The sequence below is a fragment of the Paenibacillus sp. FSL H8-0548 genome, assembly GCF_038630985.1.
Lineage (GTDB): Bacteria > Bacillota > Bacilli > Paenibacillales > Paenibacillaceae > Pristimantibacillus.
Genome location: NZ_CP152049.1, coordinates 3,985,436 through 4,006,532, shown reverse-complemented (window position 1 = coordinate 4,006,532; position 21,097 = coordinate 3,985,436). Strand labels below are relative to the sequence as shown.

Annotated in this window: 19 protein-coding genes; 11 read left to right on the top strand and 8 right to left on the bottom strand. The window is 40.7% G+C overall.

Annotation, left to right across the window (positions count from 1 at the left end):
- The first annotated feature begins 15 nt into the window (after positions 1 to 15).
- From MHI37_RS17090 to MHI37_RS17075, 4 genes are all read left to right on the top strand, one after another.
- On the top strand, positions 16 to 234 hold the full coding sequence (locus tag MHI37_RS17090) for a stalk domain-containing protein (protein WP_076336885.1): 219 nt from the start codon (positions 16 to 18) through the stop codon (positions 232 to 234).
- 90 nt (positions 235 to 324) lie between these two features.
- On the top strand, positions 325 to 675 hold the full coding sequence (locus tag MHI37_RS17085) for a copper amine oxidase N-terminal domain-containing protein (RefSeq protein WP_076336884.1): 351 nt from the start codon (positions 325 to 327) through the stop codon (positions 673 to 675).
- 66 nt (positions 676 to 741) lie between these two features.
- Positions 742 to 1,431 carry a hypothetical protein gene (locus tag MHI37_RS17080; protein ID WP_076336883.1) on the top strand — a complete coding sequence of 230 codons (690 nt, stop codon included), beginning with the start codon at positions 742 to 744 and terminating at the stop codon, positions 1,429 to 1,431.
- A gap of 45 nt (positions 1,432 to 1,476) precedes the next feature.
- The gene (locus MHI37_RS17075; protein ID WP_076336882.1) at positions 1,477 to 1,773 is read left to right on the top strand and encodes a hypothetical protein; all 297 of its coding nucleotides are present in this window, start codon (positions 1,477 to 1,479) and stop codon (positions 1,771 to 1,773) included.
- A gap of 316 nt (positions 1,774 to 2,089) precedes the next feature.
- Here the strand turns inward: MHI37_RS17075 and MHI37_RS17070 are convergent, their stop codons facing one another.
- Positions 2,090 to 3,733, bottom strand: coding sequence for a S8 family peptidase (locus MHI37_RS17070; RefSeq protein WP_256710518.1), 1,644 nt, complete (start codon positions 3,731 to 3,733; stop codon positions 2,090 to 2,092).
- Positions 3,734 to 3,938: 205 nt separating this feature from the next.
- On the opposite strand from MHI37_RS17070, the gene MHI37_RS17065 reads away from it, so the two are divergent.
- On the top strand, positions 3,939 to 5,183 hold the full coding sequence (locus tag MHI37_RS17065; RefSeq protein WP_076340182.1) for an IS4 family transposase: 1,245 nt from the start codon (positions 3,939 to 3,941) through the stop codon (positions 5,181 to 5,183).
- Between the two features lie 166 nt (positions 5,184 to 5,349).
- Here MHI37_RS17065 and MHI37_RS17060 read toward each other — a convergent pair whose 3' ends face one another.
- The 3 genes from MHI37_RS17060 to MHI37_RS17050 are packed head-to-tail and all read right to left on the bottom strand — an operon-like array spanning position 5,350 to position 7,527.
- Entirely contained in the window at positions 5,350 to 6,288 is a 939-nt protein-coding gene (locus MHI37_RS17060) for a hypothetical protein (protein WP_076334598.1), read from the bottom strand.
- Positions 6,281 to 7,297 (bottom strand): ATP-binding protein, encoded by a 1,017-nt coding sequence (locus tag MHI37_RS17055; protein WP_076334599.1) that lies wholly within the window; start codon positions 7,295 to 7,297, stop codon positions 6,281 to 6,283. The genes MHI37_RS17060 and MHI37_RS17055 overlap by 8 nt, the downstream gene beginning before the upstream one ends.
- Positions 7,298 to 7,317: 20 nt before the next feature.
- The gene (locus MHI37_RS17050) at positions 7,318 to 7,527 is read right to left on the bottom strand and encodes a helix-turn-helix transcriptional regulator (RefSeq protein WP_076334600.1); all 210 of its coding nucleotides are present in this window, start codon (positions 7,525 to 7,527) and stop codon (positions 7,318 to 7,320) included.
- A 972-nt stretch (positions 7,528 to 8,499) separates the two neighbouring features.
- On the opposite strand from MHI37_RS17050, the gene MHI37_RS17045 reads away from it, so the two are divergent.
- Entirely contained in the window at positions 8,500 to 11,631 is a 3,132-nt protein-coding gene (locus tag MHI37_RS17045; RefSeq protein ID WP_256709443.1) for an ATP-binding protein, read from the top strand.
- A gap of 318 nt (positions 11,632 to 11,949) precedes the next feature.
- Positions 11,950 to 13,254: an ATP-binding protein gene (locus MHI37_RS17040; protein ID WP_076334601.1), complete on the top strand. Its 1,305-nt coding sequence runs from the start codon at positions 11,950 to 11,952 to the stop codon at positions 13,252 to 13,254.
- A 32-nt stretch (positions 13,255 to 13,286) separates the two neighbouring features.
- Here the strand turns inward: MHI37_RS17040 and MHI37_RS17035 are convergent, their stop codons facing one another.
- Positions 13,287 to 13,565: a YxcD family protein gene (locus tag MHI37_RS17035; protein WP_076334602.1), complete on the bottom strand. Its 279-nt coding sequence runs from the start codon at positions 13,563 to 13,565 to the stop codon at positions 13,287 to 13,289.
- 2 nt (positions 13,566 to 13,567) lie between these two features.
- Positions 13,568 to 13,984 (bottom strand): hypothetical protein, encoded by a 417-nt coding sequence (locus MHI37_RS17030; protein WP_076334603.1) that lies wholly within the window; start codon positions 13,982 to 13,984, stop codon positions 13,568 to 13,570.
- Between the two features lie 279 nt (positions 13,985 to 14,263).
- Between MHI37_RS17030 and MHI37_RS17025 the strand changes: the two genes are divergently transcribed.
- Together MHI37_RS17025 and MHI37_RS17020 are read left to right on the top strand one after the other, a co-directional pair.
- The gene (locus tag MHI37_RS17025) at positions 14,264 to 16,642 is read left to right on the top strand and encodes a cohesin domain-containing protein (RefSeq protein WP_076334604.1); all 2,379 of its coding nucleotides are present in this window, start codon (positions 14,264 to 14,266) and stop codon (positions 16,640 to 16,642) included.
- 168 nt (positions 16,643 to 16,810) lie between these two features.
- On the top strand, positions 16,811 to 17,347 hold the full coding sequence (locus MHI37_RS17020) for a DUF309 domain-containing protein (protein WP_179090117.1): 537 nt from the start codon (positions 16,811 to 16,813) through the stop codon (positions 17,345 to 17,347).
- 24 nt (positions 17,348 to 17,371) lie between these two features.
- Here MHI37_RS17020 and MHI37_RS17015 read toward each other — a convergent pair whose 3' ends face one another.
- Together MHI37_RS17015 and MHI37_RS17010 are read right to left on the bottom strand one after the other, a co-directional pair.
- Positions 17,372 to 17,938 carry a carbonic anhydrase gene (locus MHI37_RS17015; RefSeq protein ID WP_076334605.1) on the bottom strand — a complete coding sequence of 189 codons (567 nt, stop codon included), beginning with the start codon at positions 17,936 to 17,938 and terminating at the stop codon, positions 17,372 to 17,374.
- Positions 17,935 to 18,267 carry an iron-sulfur cluster biosynthesis family protein gene (locus tag MHI37_RS17010; protein ID WP_076334606.1) on the bottom strand — a complete coding sequence of 111 codons (333 nt, stop codon included), beginning with the start codon at positions 18,265 to 18,267 and terminating at the stop codon, positions 17,935 to 17,937. The genes MHI37_RS17015 and MHI37_RS17010 overlap by 4 nt, the downstream gene beginning before the upstream one ends.
- Positions 18,268 to 18,404: 137 nt before the next feature.
- On the opposite strand from MHI37_RS17010, the gene MHI37_RS17005 reads away from it, so the two are divergent.
- Both MHI37_RS17005 and MHI37_RS17000 read left to right on the top strand, forming a co-directional pair.
- Positions 18,405 to 19,919, top strand: coding sequence for a carboxypeptidase M32 (locus MHI37_RS17005; protein WP_076334607.1), 1,515 nt, complete (start codon positions 18,405 to 18,407; stop codon positions 19,917 to 19,919).
- Positions 19,920 to 20,075: 156 nt separating this feature from the next.
- A complete protein-coding gene (locus tag MHI37_RS17000; protein ID WP_076334608.1) occupies positions 20,076 to 21,086 on the top strand; it encodes an ABC transporter substrate-binding protein in 1,011 nt (336 codons plus the stop codon).
- Positions 21,087 to 21,097 lie beyond the last annotated feature (11 nt).

Sequence of the window (21,097 nt, the reverse complement as noted above, 5' to 3'; positions counted from 1 at the left end):
AAGGAGACATCAAAAATGTGGAAAATAAAAAATAAAATGATAATGCTGGTATTGGTCCTAATATTAGCGGTAACCGCTATACCTATAGGATCATTTGCAGCCAACAACAACGACATCAAAGTTACAATTAACGGAAAACAGCTGTATTTCGATGTGAATCCGCTATCTATTGATGGCAGGATACTTGTTCCTATGAGAGGGATATTTGAAGCTCTTGCCGCAGAAATCAAATGAGAAGGGAAGACACAGACTGTTACAGGCTCCAAAGGGGAAATAACGGTTAAGTTAACGATAAATCAAAAGTATGCATACATAAACGGCAAAATGGTTGCTTTGGATGCTCCGGCTACAATCATCAAAGGCAGTACCTTGGTTCCAGTTCGTTTTATTGCAGAAAGTCTTGGAGCTGATGTGAAATGGGATACTACGACGAGCACAGTGAATATTATGCTAGGGGAAACTATGGTAAGTGATTACTATTACTTCCTATATAATAGCAAAAGAATTTCTGCTGCTGACTTGACGGCGATTAAAAGCTACATTGGAAAGTTTCGTAGCACAAACAACATATTGCTGGATGTGACAGAGGCAAAGGATGCAGTTGATATCTACCAGAGACTACAATCCGATTCTACAAAGCAATCAGGTAAGCTATTGGGTATTCAAATCTTCTGAGCTTCTGAAGATGTTCCTGCATTCAATTATTTAAGTAAAACATCCACCGTTTTTCCAGATCGGAGTATGAGCAGATTTGATTTAGTTTTAAATGGACAGCCTTTCCTTACAGACTATTTCTATTCAAATTTCAACAATGATTCTACTCAGCTAAAAAAAGAAATAAGCCCATACGCAGTATTTGATGAGAAGACAGTTAAAATTGATTTTGATCCTCAATGGAAAGTAGTTAGACTTTCTCTTTCTAAAGGTCAAATTGAAGGTTATTTAAAACGATTTGATGAATACACCACAAAACGTAACGCTCAAGAATCTATTCCAGTTGTAAACTTCTCAAGCCCTACCTATGGAAATATCCCTGGAACTCCAGAGGATGGAGAAGATTTCCGAGATCCAAACGATGAACGTAGACTTCTTTACCAAAAAGATGATTACAGCTATATCCTTCAGCGTTTGGATAAAGAATTTAACATCCTGAAGTTTTATCGTTTGTATGGCAACCAACAATGTGACATTAAAGTCAAAACAAATGTCTCTGGAGACTATACAAAGGATAACGTTGCTAAAGAAAATGGAACTGGAATTGTTGACTTTTTCTTTAACGGAGCGGGTAATTTCACAAAAAAAAAATTCAAACTAGTTGAAAGAGGGGATGAAGCGCCGTCTAATGGTTCAGACTCATCTGAAAAGACTATGACATTTGAAACGGTAAACAAGGTTCTATCAAAGAATTATTACACCATGATTATGATGTAGTCGGAAGATGCTAAAAATCTTAGCAACAAGAGTTTGGTTCATGAAATGATGGCAAATGGTAAGGCAATTAGCGTAATTGCAGGAATCAATAAGATTTTACCAGGTGGACTAAATAATATTGCTTCCCTAGAAGACATGAAACCAACTTTGTATTACTTCACATACAATTTCTACAAAAACCAAAGTGAAGGTTTAAATAGAACGGATAGTTATCTCAATGCTTCAAAAACATTTGTAACTGAGCTATTGAACCATCAAGATTTGAAATGGGACTCCAATTTTGAGTTTGGGATTAAAAATCTTGCTTCACTTCATAATCTTGGGGTTATCGAATACAACTAAAAGTAGCAACTATTCAAGCCGGCTCTCATTAGAGAAGCCGGTTTTTATGTGAGAAACTCAAAAAAACGAAAATGTGTCTAAATGGTGAATGAAAACGACAGTGAAATGTAAATGTAAGCGATTTAAAATGTGATTACTCATTTTCTTTAAAAATATTAGCCATAGCGCCTAATTTCCTTCTCATACATAATACATTTTCAATAATTATGATAGGAGATTATTGTAATGATAATTCTAAACTGCGAAATCATTAATGAAAAAAACAGAGGGCTTGGATTTTACATCCAAGCCCTCTGTTTTTAGGAATGAAATTAAATTAAATAGTAGGGTTGATAGTCTGAATAGGAACAAGCTCTCGAATTTTAGTTGAGATGATTTCATAGACATCTATATCAAGCTTTGCACATACTTCTTCGGCTAGTTCAAAAGATACTAATAAGGCATACTCAATCTCTGGTATTTTAGTTTCGGCATCGTCCCGGCAGTTAACTTTTATTTTTATTGAGTCAGTAGGATTCCAAGTGGTGGCCTTATCACCACAAAATGACTCATGTTGCATTGTTCCTCTTTGAACTACATTGTGATCTGTGTTAACACGCTGAGGAACGAGATTATTATTTTCTATATTGAACCATAAATGAGCAGAACGATATTTTTGCTTCGAAGGTATAACTGGTGAAAAGTAAGATAGTGTTACAGTGAGTTTTCTAAAAAACCTCTCTGAAGTAAAGTTAAATGGAATCGGCAATTCGTATACATGCGCAGCTCCTTTCTGTAATGTTCCATATCCAATTAAAGTCATTCTATTCTGGGCGCATTCCATGACGCGAGCAATATCGGGAATTCCATTTCCCAACCACCTGAATATTCTATTTTCTGGAATCTTCATTGCATTTGCAATAATATTGTTATTACTCCATGAAGCCCCGTGAACAAGCATTGCCTTAATTAATAGTGCAGAGTACTTATCTGGCACATGTTCGCCAGTTTGAGTAAGGAAAATCTCATCTATAACTGAGTGGCACTTTACGCCATTATGAGAAACCTGTGCTGCTGCATCGCTTGTCCCGAAGGAGTATGCTACTTCATTGATCTCATTATTTTGACCTGGTGTAGCTACGCAGCATCCGGGTGGTCTCGTAGGTGCTGGAATCCAACCCATTATCGTAGAACCAATTAATTCTCTAATAAACTTTCTTCCTCCATTAAAAAATATGTCTGGCTTAATTGATCTGTTATATCCCAGACCGATAGCTGAAACGGGGCTAGGTAATGATTGGTTGTAAGGCAGAATAAATCTTTCGTTCTCAACTACATTAGAGAAGTCATTAAATAAGGCACCTACAGTGATATTATTTATACTTTCTGCAGGCGATAGTAATCTAGTATTTCTGCTATTGTTATTCAGACTTTTTAATACTAACTCTTCTTTAATAGCGGGAGTAAGTTTCTTAAACTCATCAAAGGAGACCCCGACATCGATGCCGTGCTGATTATGGTTTCCTGCACTGATAATAAATAATATCTTATAGGTATAGCTTAGCCAATCAAGCAAACGTGCGAGAGGGCTTATCATATTGATAAACACTCTGGAAGGATCACCGAAAGACAAATTTATTATTTTTACAGATGAAAGGGCTATATTATGTTCATCTCCTACAACAATTCTTCTGACAGCAGTATGTATCAAATCAATCAGTAAGACATCATCCGGAGCGCATTCTGATAATTTATCTTTGAAATCTCTTACGGGTTTTAAGATAGGTCTAACATAAACCTTGCTATTTATAGGAGAATTGTTACTGTTTATGTCTCCATGAATCACTAGCGATGTCATTGCTGTACCGTGTACTCTATCTCTTACAACATAATCACTTGCCCAATTATCGGGATCATCAATGATCAGTCGGTCAGATAAAAGAGAATGGTTCTGCATAGGGAAACCATCAAGAACTGCCACAATAGGGGCTTCGCTTATTTTATGTATTTCGGGTCACTAGCATTGCATAAACAAAAATCAGATTTGTCAAGTGCGATCACCGAAAAGCCTATATGAGAAAATTGTTCTAAATATGTAATAATTAAGGTGGCTTTACCCAAAGAAAAAACCTTATGATTAGGGAAGAAGACAGTCCTGTCCAAATCCCTACTCATAAGGAGATCGCATGGACAAGGATACTACAAAATCCACTTTTAAGGAATACCTTATTCCTCTTGATCGAGAATTTTTATTGAACCAGATTGCAAAACTTGGACTGGATAAGTACACGAAGAAGCTGGATTCCGTTACATTCTGTAAGTTGTTTATCTTTGCACAGTTGTGCCAAGTCAAGAGTTTGGCTGACATCAGTTTGGACGTTCGCATGAGTGAAGAGCTGCAACGAGAACTGGCATTGGAATCGATCAGTGCTTCGCAGCTTTCCCGAAAATTGCGAGACTTGGATCCAGGTCTATTCGATGCGACACTTGGCCATCTCATTCAGCAGATTCACAGGGAATACGGCTTTCAGAAAGGAACGGCAGCACTTGGACGGTTGAATCTGATTGATTCTTCCACGATCTCTCTCTGTCTAACGAAGCATCGGTGGGCAGAATTTCGCAACACGAAAGCTGGCATCAAGATGCATACCCGCGTAGTCTATCACGAACAGATGGTAAGTCCAGATAAAGTCGTCCTTAAACCGGCAAAAGCCTCGGACAAGACAGAGATGAACGAGCTTGTCGTGCAGGAACCGGATGCGATGAATCTGTTTGACCGCGCTTATCTCGATTATGACTTATTCGACCAGTATTGCGAAAATGGTACGCGATTCATCACTCGTTTGAAGGCTAATGCGGTCGTCACGGTCCTTGAAGAGAAGGTTGTGAATGCCGAGGGACCCATTCTAAGAGAAGCCATCGTGCGATTAGGCAAGCCTGGTGTAAACCAAATGGAGCATACGCTGCGGTTAATCGAAACACATGATAGCAAGGGCAATCTCATTACCATCATCACGAATGAAAGGACCATGGAGCCAATCGAGATTGGCGAGCTCTACCGTCGCCGCTGGCACATCGAGTTGTTCTTCAAGTGGGTCAAGCAGCATCTGCACATTAAGCGGTTCTATGGTATCAGCGCCAATGCAGTCTATACGCAAATCCGCATTGCACTCATCACGTATTGTCTGCTTCTGCTTCTTAAGCGAAAGATTGCGTTCCAGGGTAACTTATTAATCATCTATAAACTGATGCAACGTTGCTGGGACGAGCCCTTGATAGCGATGATCCGAAAATGGTACGGGGACCGCACCCGAACATCCAAGGGGCGACGGACCTACGATCATGAGCGCATATTTGCGGAGACGCTACAGCAATTCGAGAATGGTGAAGAAGATCACTTGGACGAACTGGCATATGATCCGGTAATTTAAATATCTAACATTATGTGGATAATGGATTGTCTGAATCACAGCACCCCTTGTCTTTTTGGCACTAACTGTCATGATTTTATATTCTGAAAATTCTCACTAACCATAGGTCTCCTTTCTTTTACTAATACTGTAACCTGGATAAGCGCTTGACAAGACTATACGATTTTTATGCAATGCTAGTGATTTCGGGTGTTTTGTGAGGGATCATAGGTATGGTTTCTTGATCAGTATCTGGAAGATGGAAAGGAAATGCTATTTGTCCAACAGGTCTAAAAAACATAATGTCATCTACCCGCGTAAGTGCAACTTGTTCATAATTATTAACTAGCGATTCAATTTGTTTTCTAGGAAGAGTAACAAGGAGAGCATGGTACATAATTTCTGGAATGGTACATTGGGAAAGTACTCGCCCACCCATATTATTAATTGCCTCAGATACAATAGAATAAGAATTAATTCGATGTTGAATAGTGTTTCTAAAGAAAAGTTCGATTTCAAAATTAACTTCCTTTTCTCCATTCAACTCAAGATTTTCTTTCCAGTAGTCCACAACTCTTGTTTCATCAATACGATCTTGAGCATTCCAATATCTAATTTCTTTGAGTTGATTAAACAATTCTTTAACTCCGTTGAGACCGAGATCGAATTTGATTTTAGGATTCTGAGCGTACTGTTTCCATAAGGAGATCAACTGATTTAAGGCAGTTTTATTTGTCATCACACAGTATAACTTGCCAGACAGATCTCCTTCTTTGAAATTCCCGTCATCGTCAATCAGATAAAAGTCTTCATCTATTGGGATACCATCAATAGTGATATCCAACACTAACTCCAATTCTTTAATGTTCTTTATCACACTATAAAAACTATCGACAGTGCCTACTGTTTCAAGAACTAAAGCACTGTCTGGATTAATACCTGAAGGGGAGTTTTGAACAGCTATATTCTTTTTATCCAACGCAGCTTGTAATTGCTTAAATCTTGGAGAAAGTTTAGACATTTGTTTTTCTATTGATGGTTGTGAAAATTTTGAGCCTCGTCCACTTCTTTTAGCTTTTGTGGCTTCTTCAAATTTTTTAAACAGTATTAATGGTCTTTCAGCCATTATCAATCACCTCTGAGTTATTAGACACTTGTTTTACTTTCTTCTGTGCATCCCATAATCTGAGTGTACTTGATGTTACTCCTTTTGAATCTTGGTTAGGAAGTTGTAGGATGTACTTTCTATAAATAGATGTTGCGAATTCTTCTGCTTCTGCGTAACTACAACCTAATGTTTTCTTAGCTAAGGTGCTCGGCTCAAGACCAAATTTGAAACCTGTACGTTTTTCAAAATAAGAGAACCACAGTTCAAGGTTTGACCTGCTTGGATATGGTAGCTCCAAATGTAGTTGAAACCTTCGCCACGCTGCCTTGTCCAATAAACCTTCATGGTTTGTAGCTCCAATAACTATTACATAGCTTGGTAACGAGTCAATATGTAAAAGGAGAGAGCTAACGACTCTTTTTATTTCTCCGGTTTCATGAACATCTCCACGTTCTTTGCCTAAGGTCTCAAATTCATCAAAAAACAAAACGCATTGTCTGGTTTTTGCGTAATCAAATAATTTTGCCAATTTTATTGCTGTCTCACCCAAGTAGGCTCCAACTATACTTTCATACTTTACTGTTAAAAGAGGGACCATTAAAGACTCCGCAATGGCTTCTGCTAAAGAGGTCTTTCCATTTCCGGGAGGGCCAACAAATAGCAATCTGTTTCGTGGCTCTAAGCCATAAGAACGTAACAGGTCAGCACGATTGTGTTCTTCAATTACTTCTCTGCATGACTGCAAAACCGTATCTGGAAGTATTAAATGTTCAAGTCTTTTTTTAGGAACTATCTCAGAATAAAAATTTTGCTCGTTTGGAACTTGTCTAACTAGAGGAAAGCCATTTTGCTGATTTCTCATTTCAGGTTTGCTGTTTTTCAATAATTCTTCTATTCGGTTAGCAACAATAGTATGTTGTTTTGCTCTTTCTTCTGCACAAATAGCTTCGACTGCTCGCCTAAAATGAGGACCGTCTCCTGATAGCCCATGTTTTATTACTTCAAAAAGCAAATCAGCTCTTGCCAATGTTTCCACCTACCAATAAATTATTTTGTAAGTTCTGTAATTATTTCTGAGGAAATCAATTTATTTTCGCAGAAAGTGCATAGTCGATCCTTGGCGAGACGACTTGGATTAGTCTTATTATTCTCCCAGCGATTAATTGTTGAGAAACTTATATTTAATTCTCGTGCCAGCTGTTCTTGGCTTATTTTAAGTTCTTCCCGAATTTTCTTTATAGTAAAACCCAGTGACATGTTGTTCACCTCCGAACAGATATGATATGAGTATAGCATCTGCTATAGCAAGAAATATACCCGTACTTAAAAACAACTATGAGTATTTTTTGAAAGTTATTCAATTGATGACTATTTCTCAAACATGAAGTGATACATGCGAATCTGCCAGTTCTCTGTTCAATCTTGAATTTGACGATACACAGACGGAGATGCACTTCTCCATCGTCAGGCGCCAGTGCAAACAATATTCTCTAATATGGGAAAACATTAATATTGTGCCGTTGCGAAATCATAAAAGTATTTAGAGCTTTCGTTTAACAAGACATCAACTTGTCGAGTATTTGAGTACATACTTAAAAAAGGACTTTTGTTTCATGAAAATGTGGTCTAGTCCTAAATCTAATGGATATCCACTTATTGACCCACAAGTACTTGTCATTGATGGGATCTTCCTATACTCAATAATTTAAAAGCGCCTGCTGGTCTTGAACTGCAGGTGTTTTTGTTTGATGTCGAATAATTAGCAATTATTTACAGACATTTTCAATATAGTATAATTATAATATACTGCTTATATTTGAATTTACTTAATGAGCTGTATACCACAATTATTATTGGAGTAGTATCATGGTAATATCTATCATAAATAATACAAATGCTATTTTTGAAAAAGTTATATCAGTCCCACGCTACGATCATTGCACTAGCTCTCTTACAACGATTATATGATTTGACTAAGAGTAAAGCGGAAAATAAGTATAGATAAGTTGAACTTGAAAAATGAAGTTTAAGCGAAGCGAGAAGATCGTTCTGGAGAAACAAAGTGTTCGCCTTTGCAGCCGGATTCTTACCTTTAAATGTCTTAGAAAATCAAAGAATCTGGCTGCAACCGCGATCGTAAGAATGATCTACTCGCGCAGCGCCCAAAACGTAAATTTTCAGTTCAATTTATATCGCTTATTAAATATATCATTGATGAATGAGGCGTCCATGACAATTTCTAAGAATAAGTTCAAGCTAATGCATGTTATTTACTTGATAGTGCTCGTCCTTTTGCTAGTCGTGATTCGATGGAACTGGCATAACCAGTTTTCATTCACTAATTCGCCAACCGTACAGCAAGGCGTGCTGGATTTGCGGGGGTTGGAAGTTGAACAACTAAGCGCTTTTCGGCTGGATGGGGAGTGGCTGTTTTACCCCGGACAATGGTTGAGTGCTTCTAATATCGACGATGCATCTGGTGGACAAATGCTGCAGGTGCCAGGAAACTGGAAAGCTGCATTTGCTACTGGAGACAAAGAGGCATACGGTTACGGAACCTATTATTTGCGAATTTTGCTGGATCGGCCATTGTCGACGCCGCTTAGTTTTTGGTTTCAATCGATTTATAGCGCTTCTGAGGTAGAGGTTAACGGCACGATTCTTTCCCAATTCGGTGAGTTATCTGAGGGGAGAGAAGGGCATGTTTCTGGGAATAAATCATTCCTGATTAGTTATATAGAGATGGATCAAAACGAGCTGAAACTTTTTGTTCGAGCTTCAAACTATGAAACTCCAATGAAAGGCGGCATCATTCGATCCACACTGGCTGGCCCTCAGGATGAAGTAGATAAGATATACTGGAATTCTATCGGTTTGCAGCTTGTCGTATGTGGTTTTCTTCTGCTGCATGCATTATATTTATTTATTATTTATTTGATGAATGTAAGAAAAACAGAGTTAATTATTTTTTTCCTGCTAATGGTCGTATCAGCAGTGACGATTGCTGTTGAACATAATGGGCTTTTATTCCGGTTGATTAATGCCGATTTCATATGGACGTTGAAGCTGAAGGCCTATTCATACATATGGTTTTCCTTTTTTCTTTTGCTAATGGGTAGGGTGCTTATTGGTACTCAACGTAAAGGCGTTGCCTTTTATAGTTATTTGTGCTCGCTCATCGCTTATTCTCTATTTGTCGCCATAGGTCCAGCAAAGATGATCCTCTATTCCATTGAGAATGGTTTCTTCATGATCTTTTATTACGTTCCCTTGTTCTGGACAGCGTTTTATTTTATGAAAATGGTATTCAATAGGGTCGATGGTGCTTTTTTCCTATTATTCTCTGTGATATGTATCATTAGTAATATTTTGTGGGCGTATGTGTATTACGCTGGAACCTCGCAATTCATGTTTTATCCCATAGAGCTGATTGCTGCAATTACGAGTTTCAGTGCGCATTGGTTTAGAAGATATTATTATAATTCACATCAAAATGAGCAGCTCAACGCTCAGCTTGCTGAGGCTAACCGATTAAAGGATCGTTTCCTGGCCAATACATCGCATGAACTACGAACGCCGCTGCACGGTATTATGAACATTGCTCAAAGCGTATTAAACAAGCAAAAGCATGTTCTCGATGGGGAAAGTCAACGCGACATGGAGCTGCTTATTATGGTCAGTCGCCGGATGTCGCTTATGCTGAATGACCTGCTGGATGTCGTGAGATTACAGGATAAGCGTATTACGGTGAATATGAAGGCGGTGAAGCTGCAATCTTTGGCTATCGGTGTTTTGGATATGCTGAGATTTTTGACTGAGGGTACCAAGGTCGAGCTTCGCATGAGCATCGAGGATAATTTGCCGCAAGTCTATGCAGATGAAGAGCGCTTAGTGCAAATTTTAATTAATTTGGTACATAATGCGCTTAAGTATACAGAAGAAGGAAGCGTTGAACTGGCAGCGAAGCAAGATAAAGGACATGTATGGCTGTATGTTAAGGATACGGGAGTAGGTATGGATGATGTTTTGCAAAAGCGTGTATTTAAGCCATATGAGCAAGGGGCATTTGGCGGCGGAGGCATCGGCCTGGGACTAAGTATTTGCAAGGATCTGGTTGAATTGCATGGAGATGAGTTGAAGCTGCAATCTCAGCCAGGCGTAGGCAGCGTGTTCAGCTTCAAATTGTCTGTGTTGGAGGTTAATACGCAGTCACAGCTTTCGGTTGATCATACAGAGCAGCAGATGGACCCACTCGCGTCTGCCAGCGCACAAATGACAATAGACACGATTGCTATGGTGGCAGCTGGCTATCAAATGAAGGAAGTTCAGCATATCTCGACGATCTCAACTAGCGTCGATCGATTTCGTGTACTGGCAGTCGATGATGATCCGGTTAATTTAAAGGTATTAACTCATATTTTATCAAATGAGACTTATCATATCGAGGCAGCCTATTCCGGACGGGAAGCGTTGGAGAAACTGCAAGCTGAGCAGTGGGATCTTGTTATTTCTGATGTGATGATGCCTGGTTTATCGGGGTACGAATTAACAAGGTTAATTCGTGAACGCTTTACTCTGTATGAGCTGCCCATTATTTTACTGACAGCTCGTGGTGAACCAGAAGATATCTATGCAGGCTTTCTAGCCGGAGCGAACGATTATGTTACTAAACCTGTTGATGCATTGGAATTAAAGTATCGCGTCTGGTCGCTCTCTTCCATGAAGCAAGCGATCAATGATCGCTTGCGCATGGAGGCAGCCTATCTGCAAGCTCAGATCCATCCGCATTTTCTTTTTAATACGTTGAATTCGATTCTAGCACTCGGTGACATTGACACGGACAAGATGAGGGAGCTTGCTGGCGCATTCACTACGTATCTGCGTATCAGCTTTGACTTTTTAACTGCAGGCAAGCTGGTATCATTGTCGCGGGAGCTCCAGCTTGTGGAAAACTACTTATTTATCGAGCAGCAGCGTTTTGAAGAGAGATTGCAAATTGAATGGGAATTGGGCCCGAATATTGAAATCCAGATGCCTCCGCTTACGATTCAGCCGCTAGTAGAAAATGCGGTCCGTCACGGTATTTTAAGCAAGGCAGAGGGTGGAACGCTCCGTATTCGTATTCAGAAGCAAGCAGATGCCATCCATTTTGTTGTCGCTGATACGGGAATTGGCATGGATGAAGAGCAGATTAGCAAGCTGTTAAGTCCCGAAGATAAGAAGGACCGTGGAATTGGACTACTTAACACCCACAGTCGATTGAACCAATTGTATGGGCAAGGATTACATTTTCAAAGCAAGCCGGGGGAAGGTACAACGGTATCGTTCACGATTCCATTGTCGACAAAGAGAGTCGTTTAACTAGGCTCTCTTGTGTACCATAGGAAGACTGCGCTATTCGTATCATTTTCTTGGATTGTTTATGAGGATGACGTTGTGTTTCAAGGAACAAGCTGAAAACCCTAGTTCTTGCACTATTGCAAGAACTAGGGTTTTTCCTTATTGAGAAATCATGTAGTTAGCTGGATTAAAATATCAATAAAAACTCATAGTATCGACTGGATATTTCCCGAAATAGTAGTTAAATGTTTCTAAAATATATGTTACTATACAATTGTGCCGAAGTTTTCTCGAAAACATTACAAATTTTGTAAAAGGGAGTTGAATCAACCTGGAGCTATGATAAACCAACTACTCATCCATCTTATTATCATATTGTTTCCGATTTTTATTCAACAGTTCTTTTTTTCACGCAAAAAAAATTCGGATAGCATGCGCTATCAGATCTTATATGGATGTTTGTTTGGTACTTCAGCTGTTATTTGTATGACCGTACCTTTTCATGTGGTTGGCAGCTTTCTAAGTGATCTTGGAAGCATTCCAATTATCATCGCAATTATGTATAGCTCAGGCAAGTATTTGCCTGGAATAATATCAATGAGCATTGTAGTATTTTACACGATTTATTTAGGCGGTGATTCTGTTGTCTATTCGGTGATCGCTTTTCTGCTTGGCGTGGGCCCCTGCTTCTTTTTTGTGAAAGCCTTTCCAAGTTATATTGCAATTAAGCGAAAGGTTACCTGTTTATTATTAAGTGCTAATTCTGTTATTTTAATATACATTAGTTTGATAGTATACATAGAAGCAAATAATTATTCACTTTTGTATCATAATGAAAATATAGCTGTCCTTATTGCGCTTGCTGTTGCTTCGTTAATTGGAATGACCATTTCTACATTGCTCAAAGAGCATATTTTTGAAACAGACTATCTAATGATGGAGCTGGAGCGTAGTGAGAAATTGAAGATCGTTAGTCAAATCGCAGCATCAGTCGCACATGAAGTTCGTAATCCATTGACAGTCGTCAAGGGGTTTTTACAGCTGCTCTTAGAATCTGCAGATGATAAGAAAAAAAAGTATTTGACCATTGCTTTATCGGAATTGGAAAGAGCGGAATATATCATTACCGATTATTTGAATTTAGCAAAGCCGCAGACCGATCATCTTGAGTTGATAGAGGTTTCCGGATTTCTAGGAAGTATAATGGAAATTATGAATTCCTATAGTTTAATCCAGAACGTGGAAATTAAACTAAACTGTAATCAAAGGGACCTCTATTTGCTTGCAGATAAGCCTAAGCTTTCTCAGGTGCTGTTGAATCTCATCAAAAATGGCGTCGAAGCCATTCCGAATACTGGTGAAGTGTTGATTAACGCTTATTCTCATCATGACGTTATTACTATTGAAATTATGGATAATGGGAAAGGAATGTCGAAGGAGAATTTGGATAACCTCGGAACAGCCTTCTTTACGACTAAGGATACGGGAACAGGCCTGGGTATTTTGGTAACGATTCGTATCGTCGAAGCATTGAATGGAGAAATTAGATTTGAGAGCGAAAAGGGGAGAGGGACTAAGGTCACCCTTCGTTTTCCTGTGGCAGAGCTTGAAAAAAAAGCATCCTTAGCTGCTTTATCGAAATGATAAAGTAAGCCTTGCGGATGCTTTTTATCTTTTTATTCAGTGATGTCCGCCCAAAATTCCTCATCCGCATCTAGCGTGATATTGGAACGAAACACACGAAGATTGTATTGTTTGAAAATATACTGCTCGATAGCTTCAAGGATATTCGCCTCGATAATGAACTGACTGCGGCCTTTCACCCAAACTTCGGCTGTATACCCGTATTCTTCTTCCCATGAGAGCTGCACTTCCACGTCCGTAGGCATTACTCCGCGACGCTCGGCCATGTTAAGGCAGATTGCGTTTATTATTTCATCTGTATATATACGCACGGCTAGTAGGGTCTCCGTTGATCAGACTGGTTACGCTTGCTGCGAAGGTAAACGAACGCTACGCGGATAAGCATAATCAATGCAAATATGGCAAGTAAGTTAACCATAAAGCCCAATATATTGCCGAAAGCACCCATCCCAGCGAACATACTGCCGAACATTAAGCCTGCCAAGCCGCCAATCATCATGCCCTTCATTAGCCCGCCGCCGCTAAAAAATCCAGGCTTTGTTGTACTAGCCGTTGTGCTTGTTTTTGCAGTTGAACTGCTTTGACTTACATTATCTGTTTTTTTCGTGTTTTGCGTGACGCTTTGCTTTGGTGATTTGATGCTTCCCCGTGGTTTTGCATCGGCATATTGACCAAATCCTAATGTGAAAAATAGTGCTAATGCCAGCATGACCATGAATCCTTTTTTCATCTGTCTGTTCTCCTCCTGATATGCTTAATACAAAATAACTTACCTTTCCAAATACGTATAATCGGAAATAGAGTTTCATTTTTTCATATCGAATAGTGATTTCCTCAAAAATGAATAGGGTGATCTAAATTATCCATCCTAAATTTATAGCCGTTATTTTAATAGAATTATATTGAAAGGGGGGAAATCATATCCGTTGATTTACTTAACCATCCGGGATTTAAGGGCGTATTCTTTTTTGGGCAAAAAAAATAATTTCGAGATCGAGGAGGAGTAGCATTGAAGAAAATTAGACGGAAGGTTATTTTATCGGTAATGACATCTGTAGCACTTTTACTTGGCAGTTTTCCTATCACTACTGGAACACAGGTTTATGGAGCAGAAAAGGAAACGCCAGTGTACGGAACGTACTCATCAGGTACTAACAATCAATGGGCAGATTTGAATACTGTCGTATTAGGAGAAGATACGGGACAAACTGCAAGCGTTTCCATTACGGTAGATCCTACGATTCGTTATCAGGAATATCAGGGTCTCGGCATCTCAATTGAGGAAACCGGTATTTCAAACCTATGGAAACTTAGTGAGAGCGCGCGTGAAGATGCAATTAAAAAGATTGTTGACCCTGTAGAGGGAGCGGGTATCGAGCTATTCCGAATTACGATTGGTAGCTCTGATGCAATAGAGCATCTGCCTTTTTGGTCGCATAATGAGCTTCCGGAAGGTGTGACGGAGGATTTCGATCTCGAGTATTTCTCTATTCAAAAAGATATGGATGCCCATATTATTGAAGTCATCAAATTAATTCAAAAGTATAATCCAAAAGCACAGTTTTTTGCTTCAGCATGGAGTGCGCCAGCATGGATGACCACCTCCAATACCTTTACAGGCTATGTGCTTCCGAGTCCAGGTGGCGGGACTTATCAAGCATCAAAGCTTCGTGATGAATGCATCAATGTTTTTGCTAAATATTATGTAAAGTTTATTCAGGCCTATGCAGAGCAAGGGATTGATATATTTTCCATTACATTATTGAATGAGCCGGGTATGGATGTGGTATATCCAGCAATGGACATCAGTATTGAACAACAGCAGAAATTAGCGCTAGAAATTAAGAAGGAATTTGCATTAGCCGGACTTGACACTGAGCTGTGGGCACACGATTTTAATTTCTATGATTGGAGAGATCCAGGAAGCACACAAACCAAAAATTATTATAGAGTTTTTAAAGATTCGAATGACGGAAGTATAAAAGGGAATGATGTTTTGAATGCGATGGATGGTATTGCTTTCCATCCCTATTGGGGCAGTTCCAGTGTGATGAAGGATGCTGCGCTGGAGTTTGCAGGAAAGAGTATTCATTTGACGGAGACCAATATATTTGGCTCTAATACAATTATTGATTATTTCAAAGAGTATATGAACAGCTACACGGGGTGGGTCGCCATTACTGACCAGAACGGTGGTACGCTGCATTGGACGGAAGAGAGAAATAACAACCTCGATTGGACTAAAGTAAATCCTAGATGGCCGAATCGCTTGATTACTACAAACCATAATACTGGTGTCGTATCTTACAATAGTAATTTCTACACCTGGGGACAGTTCTCCAAATATTTGGATCAAGGTGCTGGAAAACGTGAAGGTGCTGTCCGAGTGTCTTCTTCAGGCACACAGAGCAATGTATCTAACGTAACTTTTCAGAATCCTGATGGTGAAATGGTTATGATCGTGAGAAATGGCAATACAGGCGGCAGCGGCGCTCGTACTGTGAAAGTTAGCTTTATGGGCAAAGCCTTTGTACAAACCTTACCGGCGGGCTCAACAGCTACATTGCGCTGGTATCCTGAAAGCTTTAGCAATGGATCTTCTGTGGTAAACGGACCAGATAAAATCCAGGCTGGTGAAACATTCATACTGAAATACGGCTTGGAGGGTGTCAGCCAAAATGTGCTGGCGCATGACGTGACCGTTGCATATGATGCGGATGCCGTTCAATTTATCGGTATCGTTGACCCTCCTTTAAATGCAAATTATAAAGTGCTGGAATCTGTAGATGATAACGGTGAGCTGCGTTTTATTGCGGTCAATTTGCAAGACGAGGATAAAAACGGCGAGCTCGTGGAACTCAAATTCAAGGCGAGCCCGACTCTGCACGCAAAAACGGCAAAATTTGTTGTCCAAACGACTGTTGCTACCGATACGGAAGAATATTCGCTTAGAGAGGCAAACTATTCAATTAGCATTCAAGCTGTGGATCGCGGAGCGTTGTCAGCACTGATTGGAGAGGCGCAAGCGTTCCACGATACGGCAACCGAAGGATCACGCGTTAGTCAATATCCAGTTGGCTCGAAGCTAACACTCCAAACGGCGATTAACAATGCGAAGGCTGTGCATGTAAAAACAGATGCAACAGACGCAGAATTGCTGAGCGCATTCGAACAATTAAATGGAGCGTTACAGACTTTCAAATCATTAATTAAACAGCCGGAAGCCGGCAATATGTCTGTTGGAGATTTGGCGACGGTAGCGAAAGCGTACGGTAAAAAACAAAGCGATGCGGATTGGAATCAGTATTCTCGTCTTGATTATGTAAAAGATGGCATCATTGATATTCGAGATCTAGTGTATATTGCTAAACTAATACTAAACGCTTAACCGATCTGTTTAACAGCTGGCGATAGCGCGTCAATTCTTTGAAGCACGGACTGTTTCTGCAGCATCTATCTGCTTGCAGGAGCAGTCCATTGTTTTTTTACACCTATTTATTTGATCCTAATGAATGTTAATATAAAGGAACAGGACAGACCTAGTGAGGAGTATGATATGAAAGCTTTTCCTAATGCATATTTATTATATTTGATAGAGTTCCATGCAACTAGAGATTTTTTTGAATGCCACGAGCTGCTTGAGGAGTATTGGAAGGAGTATCCCGAGGACCCGCTCACAGAAACCTGGTTAGGCTTTATTCAGCTGGCTGTTGGGCTGTATCATGAAAGGCGCGGGAACAGGCGCGGCGCTATTAAGATGCTTTCACAAGCAGAACGAAAATTAGCTGCATCGCCCCTTGAAGAGCTTGGCATCGATAAGGATCATTTATTAAAGCAATTGCTGCCTAGACTCTCTGAATTACAATCAGATAACGAAACGGTATATGTGGATATCAATTTACGCATTACAAGCACTGAGCTTCTAGCACGATGTCAGCAATTATGCGAGGAGTGCAATTTATTATGGGAAAAGCCGAGCTCTTTAGTTGATGAGAACATTATCCATCGGCATTTGCGAAGAGACCGCTCAGAGGTCATTGCTGCAAGATTGAAAGCTTTTGAAGCGAAAAAACGGGAGCGCAGCGGACTGTAATAGCCGTTGTGCTCCCTTATTTGTTTAAGCCTGTGCTGGGGCTGGATCAATGAGTTCTAATTCCCCTGTCTCTGAATCAATAATTAATCCATGAACAAGGATGTTCGCAGGGAGTAGCGGATGGTTGCGAATAATACTTACGCTGTTATGTACACTGTCATGTACGTTATCGAAGCCTGTCAACCAGCGCATTAAATTAAGTCCGGAATGCTTTAAAGTGGTAATGGTATCGGTCGTAACACCGCGCTCTTCCATATGCTGGATAATATGCTCTGGATTAATGCCGGTCATGCCGCAGTTCGTATGGCCGATGACAAAAACCTCGTCTGATTGCAGCTCATAAAGGGCAACCAGGATACTTCGCATAATATTGCCAAAAGGCTGGGTCACGATAGCGCCTGCATTTTTAATAATTTTTGCATCGCCGTTTTTAAGATTCATAGCTTTGGGAAGCATTTCTGTAAGCCGAGTATCCATGCAGGTAACGATAACCATTCGTTTGTTCGGATATTTGCTTGTGGAATACTTCTCATACTCTCTAACCTCAACAAATTGTTTATTATAGTCAAGAATGTCGTCTATTTTGCTCATTGTGCACTTCCTTTGGTTAGGAAACGAAGGTGCAACGTATAGATTTGACTATCGCTCTTCAGACTAAAGCTGGATTTTTTCGCGTCAAAATCGATTTTGAGCTGTGGCTCGTAATAAATCTCATGGCGAGGCTCATAATAGTAATCGAAGGATTCTCCATGTGCAAGCTTGTCGTCGACAGAGGGTTCATTTATGAGCTGAAGTGCTGGCACTCCACTAACGACACAACCGCAGTCCTCGGTGTCATGAAGAAGCTTTAGTTTCTTTTCCCCGTCTTCCAAATAAGGTTTTATTCGATCACTAGCTGCTTGCGAAAAAATAATTTGCATAAGACTTCCTCTCTTTCTCTCTATTGCGCAGTATGTCTAGCAGGTTTAAGATGATTATAAGGATTGAAATAATGAAGATCAAGTCATGTTGCGAATTGTGGTGAAATTCGACAAGAAATTGGAAGGCGGTAGGTGTGATGTCAACGAAATCCAACGAGGTTTTGCAGAGCTTTAGAGAGACGATACGAAAAATAAAAAGCTATGAGGAAGCACTTGCTGTGCTTTACTGGGATTTGCGCACAGGGGCGCCGCGTAAAGGAATGGATAATCGGTCTGAGGTCATTGGCTCCTTATCTGCTGATCAGTTCAAGCTCGCAACTTCGCCTGAATTAGGCGAATGGATATCACAGCTTGCGGAAGGCACAGTATATGCTGAGCTTTCTGAAATTGATCAACGTCTCGTTACGGAAACTCGCAAAGAATACGAACGAAGTGTAAAAATACCACCTCAGCTTTATCAAGAATATGTTGTCATAGCTTCGCAGTCGGAATCCAAATGGGAGGAAGCGAAGGGAAATAACGATTATGCCAGCTTTCAGCCTTATTTGGAGAAGGTAATCTCCTATACGAATCAGTTTATCGATCTATGGGGCGTGAAGGCTACTCGCTATGATACGCTGCTTGATCAATATGAGCCTGGGATGACGGTAGCCGAGCTTGATCGTGTGTTTAGCGGATTGCGTGCGAAGCTAGTTCCCCTTGCAGCAGCCATTGCTGCTTCGCCTCATCAGCCAGATCATGCATTTCTTAAGCAAAACTATGATAAATCAGCTCAAAAGGCGTTCAGCCTATACATATTAGAACAAATGGGCTACAACTTTGAAGCCGGAAGACTAGATGAAAGCGTTCATCCATTCGCTACGGGCATAAGCCCAGGCGATGTGCGGATTACGACACGTTATTTGGAAGATGATGTTACCAGTGCTTTATTCGGCACGATTCATGAGGGCGGTCACGCGCTTTATGAGCAAAATATTATGGAGGAGCTCATCGGCACGACGCTGTGCACAGGAACCTCCATGGGTATTCATGAGTCGCAGTCGCGCTTCTGGGAAAATGTGATTGGGCGCAGCAGACCGTTCTGGAATCGCTATTTCGGAGAGCTGCAGAAGCGTTTCCCTGGTCAGCTTGATGTCAGCGTCGATCAGTTTTATCGTGCGAATAACGTGGTGAATCCGTCCTTGATCCGAATAGAAGCAGACGAGCTGACCTATAATCTCCATATTATTATTCGTTATGAAATCGAGAAGCTGATCTTTAATGAGGGGGCGAGGGCTTCTGATTTACCAGCGATTTGGAATGAAAAATATAAAGAATATTTGGGAATAACACCGCCAAACGATGCAGAAGGCGTTCTACAGGATGTGCACTGGGCAGGGGGTGCCTTTGGCTATTTCCCATCCTACTCTTTAGGAAATATGTACGCAGCACAGTTTGCCGATACGCTGGAGAAGGAGCAGAAGAGCTTCTGGACCAATGTCGGCAATGGAGAGCTGCTCCCAGTCAAGGAATGGCTGTCTGAGCGGATTTACAAATACGGCAAGCTGAGAACACCGTCTGAGCTCATTCAGAACGTAACAGGCAAGCCGCTGGATCCGCAGTATTTGGTCGATTATTTGACGAAGAAATATACGGATATTTATAAGCTTTAAGGTTTGGACAATAATGTTAAGCTGAAATAGGAAGGCTGTCCGCTCGTCTATGACGATATGCGGGCAGCCTTCTTTTCGTGCGCTTATTCACCGCCTAAGTTATTTGCGCATAGGCTGGAGTACAGTAAATTCAATCGAATGCAGGAGGGACTCCAAATGAAGAGACGTATTGTTTTGTCGCTGCTGCTTTCAGTAGTGCTCGTTATGACTGCGGTATTAGCAGGCTGCGGCAAAGGTGATTCGGAGAAGGTTAAAGTTCGGATTGGCGAAGTAACGAGATCATTATTTTATGCACCGGAGTATGTGGCGGTGGCTAAGGGCTTTTTTGAGGAGGAGGGCCTAGATGTGGAATTAACGACGACACCTGGCGGCGACAAAACGATGACAGCACTTCTCTCGAACGCCATTGACGTTGCGCTTGTTGGGTCTGAAACTTCCATCTATGTGTATCAGCAAGGATCAGATGATCCGATCATCAATTTTGCACAGGTCACACAAACCGATGGTACCTTCTTAGTTGCTAAGAATGCGGTGGAAAACTTTGATTGGAGCTCGTTAAAAGGATCCGTATTTCTCGGGCAGAGAGTAGGTGGAATGCCGCAAATGGCTGGTGAATTTGTGCTGAAGAAGCACGGCATTAATCCGCAGGCCGATCTGGAGCTCATTCAAAATGTTGATTTTGCCAATATTGCAGCAGCGTTCGCTTCTGGAACTGGAGATTACGTCCAGCTGTTCGAACCAACGGCTTCTATTTTTGAGAAGGAAGGCAGAGGTCATGTTATTGCATCGTTCGGCACCGAAAGCGGTCATTTGCCTTATACCGTCTTCATGACCAAGAAAAGCTATTTGGACAAAAATAAAGAAACCGTCCAATCCTTCACAAATGCGGTCCATAAAGCACAGCTTTGGGTGGAGAGCAATGACGCTGCAACGATTGCGGAAGCTGTTCTGCCGTTTTTTGAAAATGTCGACAAGGATATCATTATCAGCTCGATTGATCGCTACAAGCAGCAAGGCTCGTTCGCTACTGATCCGATTATTGATGAAGCAGAATGGAACAATTTGCTCGATGTCATAACGACTGCAGGTGAGCTCGAAAAACGTACAGAGCATTCGGAGCTGGTTGACACAAGCTTTGCTGAAGCAGCCATTAAAGCGGTGAAATAACAGCGGGCAGG

Bases quoted from the DNA above. Each gene is read 5' to 3' on its own strand.
- MHI37_RS17050 (WP_076334600.1), bottom strand. From the start codon at position 7,527: ATGTCACTGGGTTTTACTATAAAGAAAATTCGGGAAGAACTTAAAATA.
- MHI37_RS17080 (WP_076336883.1), top strand. From the start codon at position 742: ATGAGCAGATTTGATTTAGTTTTAAATGGACAGCCTTTCCTTACAGAC.
- MHI37_RS17010 (WP_076334606.1), bottom strand. From the start codon at position 18,267: ATGCAAATTATTTTTTCGCAAGCAGCTAGTGATCGAATAAAACCTTAT.
- MHI37_RS17090 (WP_076336885.1), top strand. From the start codon at position 16: ATGTGGAAAATAAAAAATAAAATGATAATGCTGGTATTGGTCCTAATA.
- MHI37_RS17065 (WP_076340182.1), top strand. From the start codon at position 3,939: ATGGACAAGGATACTACAAAATCCACTTTTAAGGAATACCTTATTCCT.
- MHI37_RS17085 (WP_076336884.1), top strand. From the start codon at position 325: ATGGTTGCTTTGGATGCTCCGGCTACAATCATCAAAGGCAGTACCTTG.
- MHI37_RS17040 (WP_076334601.1), top strand. From the start codon at position 11,950: ATGATAAACCAACTACTCATCCATCTTATTATCATATTGTTTCCGATT.
- MHI37_RS17005 (WP_076334607.1), top strand. From the start codon at position 18,405: ATGTCAACGAAATCCAACGAGGTTTTGCAGAGCTTTAGAGAGACGATA.
- MHI37_RS17030 (WP_076334603.1), bottom strand. From the start codon at position 13,984: ATGAAAAAAGGATTCATGGTCATGCTGGCATTAGCACTATTTTTCACA.
- MHI37_RS17020 (WP_179090117.1), top strand. From the start codon at position 16,811: ATGAAAGCTTTTCCTAATGCATATTTATTATATTTGATAGAGTTCCAT.
- MHI37_RS17015 (WP_076334605.1), bottom strand. From the start codon at position 17,938: ATGAGCAAAATAGACGACATTCTTGACTATAATAAACAATTTGTTGAG.
- MHI37_RS17000 (WP_076334608.1), top strand. From the start codon at position 20,076: ATGAAGAGACGTATTGTTTTGTCGCTGCTGCTTTCAGTAGTGCTCGTT.
- MHI37_RS17075 (WP_076336882.1), top strand. From the start codon at position 1,477: ATGATGGCAAATGGTAAGGCAATTAGCGTAATTGCAGGAATCAATAAG.
- MHI37_RS17060 (WP_076334598.1), bottom strand. From the start codon at position 6,288: ATGGCTGAAAGACCATTAATACTGTTTAAAAAATTTGAAGAAGCCACA.
- MHI37_RS17045 (WP_256709443.1), top strand. From the start codon at position 8,500: ATGACAATTTCTAAGAATAAGTTCAAGCTAATGCATGTTATTTACTTG.